Genomic DNA, 4564 nt, shown 5'->3' on the forward strand with positions numbered 1-4564 from the left:
CTTGTCGCCCGCGTAGCGGTGGGGGGTGCGGGAGTTGAAGGGGTAGCCGCTTCCGTACGACCTCACACCGTCGCCAGGCCCAGAGAGGTGTCTCCGATGGCCGACCTGCCGCAGCCCGGCCGCGGGGCCGCAGTTCGGCCAGGCGCCGGGGCCCTGCAGCTGCAGCAGCCGCTCCGCCACCGCGATCTGCTCACTCTTGCCGGCCAGATCGGCCCGCGGCGCGTACGCCAGCCCGCCGGCGTTCTCCCAGCTGGACTGCGAGAACTGCACGCCGCCGAAGTAGCCGTTGCCGGTGTTGATGGACCAGTTGCCGCCCGACTCGCACTTGGCGACCTTCTCCCAGGTGTCGATGGGCGCGCCCGCGGCGGGGCCCGCCGCGAAGACGGGGAGGGCGATCGCGGTGCCCGTGGCGCCGAGGAACAGGGCCACGCGGTTGCGTACCGGCGGGCGCGAACCCGCCGTCTGTTTCCGGCTGTCGTCCCCGGCCGGAAGGGCTGAATGCATCATGGACATTCACTTCTCACCGACGCCTGCGAGGTGAGCTGTCGGGTTCGGGCCTGTGAGTACCCGGCCGTGCGTGCTCCCACACGGCTACACCCCTAGCCGGGGCCGGTCCCGCCTGTTCTGGACCTGTCCGGCGCTTACCTTGGGTCCCCCGCTCCTGTCCGCGGTGTGCTTGCGCAGTTGTCCGGGGAACGCCGACAGGATTCGGCGAGGCGATCCACCGGTGCCCGCCGTTGACGGGCGAGGTGACGGTAAGCACACAAACATGCCGTGTTCAAAGAACCCCGGTACGCGTCGCATCTCCCCGCGTATACCGCCAAATGGCCTGTACGCGCAGGTCGATGGCCGTTTGCCGGAAAACGGGCGACGGGCCGCCGGAAAACCCGGCAGCCCGCCATTTCCCTCCGATGCACTAAGCGGCGGAATCCGCCCGCCACCCGCGGCCTCGGCTCACATCCGGCCCACTTTGCCCGACTGACCAGGGTGGACGGTGTCCGGGACGGTGTCCGGGAGTTCGTCGACGAGCGCGCCCACGGAGTCCCAGGGGTTGCCGTGGTCGTCATCGGCGGCGTTTTGCGAGGAATTGTCACTCGGTTGGCCGTTGCTCCGGCCGCCCTGCGCGTTCGCCGCGGCCTGGCTGGGGCTGACACCGGACACCGCGTCCGGGAGGACCGGATCGGCGGACGGGGTCGCGGACGGGTCGCCGACCGAACCGGAGACCTCCATGGGGTCCTGCTCGTCGGCGGACTGGCCGCGGTGCTTGCCGTTGCCCGACTGGTCGGACTTGCCGGCCTTGCCGTCGGAGTCCGTGTTGCCGCGGTGCTTGCCGCCGCCGTTCCCGGCCGCCGCGTTCTCGGCCATGGCCCGCTTGGCCTCGGCGTCCTGGCGCTCGAAGTCGGGGTAGTCCCGGCCCGGGTCGATCTCCGGGTTCTCGGCGTCCTGACGCAGTCCGCCGACGTCGACGCACTCGCGGAACGCCTCGGTGCCGAGGTCCTCGAGGATCTTCTCGCCGACGGCGATCTGCTGGGCGCGGCTGGCGTGGTCCGGGCGGTCGGCGTAGTCGCGGCCGCCGTACTCGTTCCACTGCTCGGGGGTCAACTGGAGTCCGCCGTAGTAGCCGTCGCCGCTGTCCGCACTCCACAGGGCGTCGCTCTCGCACTGGGCGACCTTGTCCGTGCCCTTGGCGTCGAGGGCGAACGCACCGGATGCCGCCGCCAGAAGCGGCAGGGCTATGCCCGCGCCGGTGACCCCGACGGTGACGACGATGGCAGGAGCTTGTCTGGGGCGACGGTGGCGGCCGTTCCCGGGGAGCATGTAGTGGCCTCTCGTTCTGCCGTACGTTTTGAGGGTAGGACGGGAACATAGTCGCGATGGTTCCTCGATCACAAGTCGATGCCCCAGAGATAACGCGTACATCACAGACCTCGCCCGGAACTCATCCGGCCGTGAACTCCACGGGCAGCGTGCGCAGTCCGCGCATGATGAGGCCGCCGCGCCAGCGCAGTTCGTCCGGATTCCCGGCGAAACGGAGATCGGGTGCGCGGCGGAGCAGCGTGCCGATCGCGGTCTGCCCCTCCAGCCTGGCGAGCGGGGCGCCGAGGCAGTAGTGGATGCCGTGCCCGTAACCGAGATGCTGGTTGTCGCGCCGCGCCAGATCGAGCAGATCGGGTTCGGCGAAGCGCTCCGGGTCGCGGTCGGCGGCGGCGAGTACGACGAGGACCGGGTCCCCCTCGGCGATCCGCCGGCCGCCGATCTCGAGGTCCTGGGCGGCGAAGCGCCAGGTGGCGAGTTCGACGGGGCCGTCGTAGCGCAGGAGTTCCTCGACGGCGGAGGGCAGCAGGGACGGTTCGGCGGCCAGCCGCGCCATCGCCTCGGGGTGGCGCAGGAGTTGGTACACGCCGTTGCCGATGAGGTTCACGGTGGTCTCGAAGCCGGCGAAGAGGAGGATGAAGGCCATGGCGGCGGCCTCCTGTTCGGTGAGGTGCTCGCCGTGGTCGCTCGCGCGGATCAGGCCCGAGATCAGGTCGTCGCCGAGATCGTCCCTTTTACGGTGGATGAGTTCGACGAGGTACGCCCGCATCTTCTTCACGGAGCGGGCGACGCCGCCCCGCGGGCCCTTTCCCTGATCCCCCCGGGGGCCCGGGGGTCGCCCCCCGGATGTATGCAGCATCATGCCCGCCCAGTCGCGGAACTCGTCCTGGTCCTCCGCCGGTACGCCGAGCATGTCGCAGATGGCGTAGATGGGCAGCGGGAAGGCGAACTCATGGATGAGGTCCGCCTCGCCGCGGCCGGCGAAGCCGTCGATCAGCCGGTCCGTGAGCTGCTGCACCCGCGGTGCGAACTCCGCGACGCGGCGCGGGGTGAACGCCTTGGACACCAGCCGGCGCAGCCGGGTGTGGTCCGGGGGGTCGATGTTCAGCAGATGCGTCATCAGCCCGGCGCCGCGCTCGCCCGGGATGCCGGTCCGGTCGCTGGCGTGCCGGGTGGGGTTCTTCGACAGCCGCTGGTCGGCGAGCGCCTGCCGGGCGTCGCCGTACCGGGTGACGAGCCACGCCTCCACCCCGCTGGGCAGGGTCGTGCGGTGCACGGGGGCGTGCTCGCGCAGCCAGGCGTACGCGGGATAGGGGTCGCTCGCGAACTCCCGGCTGAAGAGCGCGGGCTGCGGGCCGTCAGCCGGCACGGCCCTCGGCCTCCGCCGCGCGGATCGCCTCGCGGTAGGCGCGGGCGGCCTGGCGCAGAGCCGTCTCCGGGTCGGTGCCGGCCGCCTCCGCCCGTACGGCCAGGGACAGCAGCTCCGCGCTGAAGCCCGTCGCGTCCGCGGGCAGCGGTACGTCCAGGCCCGCCGTGCGCGCCCGCGAGGCCAGCTTGGCCGCCAGGGCGAGGGCGGGCTGGCCCAGCGGGACGCCCTCGGTCACCGATTCGCGCTGCTTCTCCTCCGCCTTGGTACGCAGCCAGTGCGCCTTGACCTCCTCGGGGGTCTCCGCCTTCTCCTCGCCGAAGATGTGCGGGTGGCGGCGGACGAGCTTCTCCACGATGGTGCCCGCCACGTCGTCGATGGAGAACGGCTCCTCCGGGTCGTCCTCGGCGATCCGGGCGTGGAAGACGACCTGCAGCAGTACGTCGCCCAGCTCCTCGCGCAGCGCCTCGCGGTCGCCCTGCTCGATCGCCTCGACGAGCTCGTACGCCTCCTCCAGCCCGTACTTCACCAGCCCCTCGCTGGTCTGCCCGCCGCTCCACGGGCACTCCACCCGGATCCGGTCCATGACCTGCACCAGGTCCAGCAGCCGCGCCCCCGGCAGGTCGTACGACCCCGGCATCAGCTCCAGCGCCGGCATCTCCTCCCGCCCCGAACCGGCCAGCCGCGCCAGCCCGTCGGTCAGCGCGGTGTCGCCCTCGGCGGACGTCACGACGACGACGGTCCGCCCGCCGTCCCGGCACACCCCGACCACCTCACGGGCGGCCGGGATCGCCCCCACGGTGACGTCGACCCCCGCTTCGCGGAGATACGGCAGCTGCGGATGCCCCGGCTCGGCACACAGCACCCGGTCGGCACCCCGCAGCACCTCCCAGGCAGGCCAGGAGAGCAGCCCGGGGGCGACCCGGTGGGAGGTGGTCAGCAGCACGATGCGCCCGTTGTCGTTCACGGGAACGAGGCTAATCGCCGTGGGGCGGGGATGCGGCGCGGGGCCTGGGGGCCCGGGGGGGCGTGGGGGGTGGTGGGGGGTTTGCGCCTGTGGTGGGGGGTGGTGTGGTGGACGGTTGCCGCCTGTGGCGGGGGGTGGTGTCGTGGACGGTTGCCGCCTGTGGCGGGGGGTGGTGTCGTGGACGGTTGCCGCCTGTGGCGGGGGGTGGTGTCGTGGACGGTTGCCGGTGCGGATCGAAGTGATTCTGCGGCCCCAAGGGGCCTTGCCGGGCGGAGCGCGGGGGGACGGCGCCATGGCGCCGCCCAGCGGTCGGCTCCGCTGGCGCAGCAGGACGTGCGGTCGCAGTACGCCTCGCTCACCGAGCAGGCCGACGCCGCCGCCGACACCGCGCAGGCGGACGCGCGTACGGCGCTGCA

4 protein-coding genes and 1 riboswitch are annotated in these 4564 nt (G+C 72.3%); all 4 genes read right to left on the reverse strand.

The features are described from left to right. On the reverse strand, positions 1-429 hold a 429-nt coding region (locus AB0M28_RS39900; protein ID WP_365415663.1), incomplete at its 3' end, for a transglycosylase family protein. An 83-nt stretch (positions 430-512) separates the two neighbouring features. Further along, positions 513-720: riboswitch (cyclic di-AMP (ydaO/yuaA leader) on the reverse strand. A gap of 234 nt (positions 721-954) precedes the next feature. Then, positions 955-1818 carry a transglycosylase family protein gene (locus AB0M28_RS39905; RefSeq protein ID WP_365415657.1) on the reverse strand — a complete coding sequence of 288 codons (864 nt, stop codon included), beginning with the start codon at positions 1816-1818 and terminating at the stop codon, positions 955-957. Positions 1819-1939: 121 nt separating this feature from the next. Beyond that, a complete protein-coding gene (locus AB0M28_RS39910) occupies positions 1940-3184 on the reverse strand; it encodes a cytochrome P450 (RefSeq protein ID WP_365415659.1) in 1245 nt (414 codons plus the stop codon). Beyond that, positions 3174-4148 (reverse strand): nucleoside triphosphate pyrophosphohydrolase, encoded by a 975-nt coding sequence (locus tag AB0M28_RS39915; protein ID WP_365415661.1) that lies wholly within the window; start codon positions 4146-4148, stop codon positions 3174-3176. Before AB0M28_RS39915 ends, AB0M28_RS39910 begins: the two co-directional genes overlap by 11 nt. Positions 4149-4564 lie beyond the last annotated feature (416 nt).

It is taken from the genome of Streptomyces sp. NPDC051940, from assembly GCF_040680895.1.
Classification (GTDB): domain Bacteria; phylum Actinomycetota; class Actinomycetes; order Streptomycetales; family Streptomycetaceae; genus Streptomyces.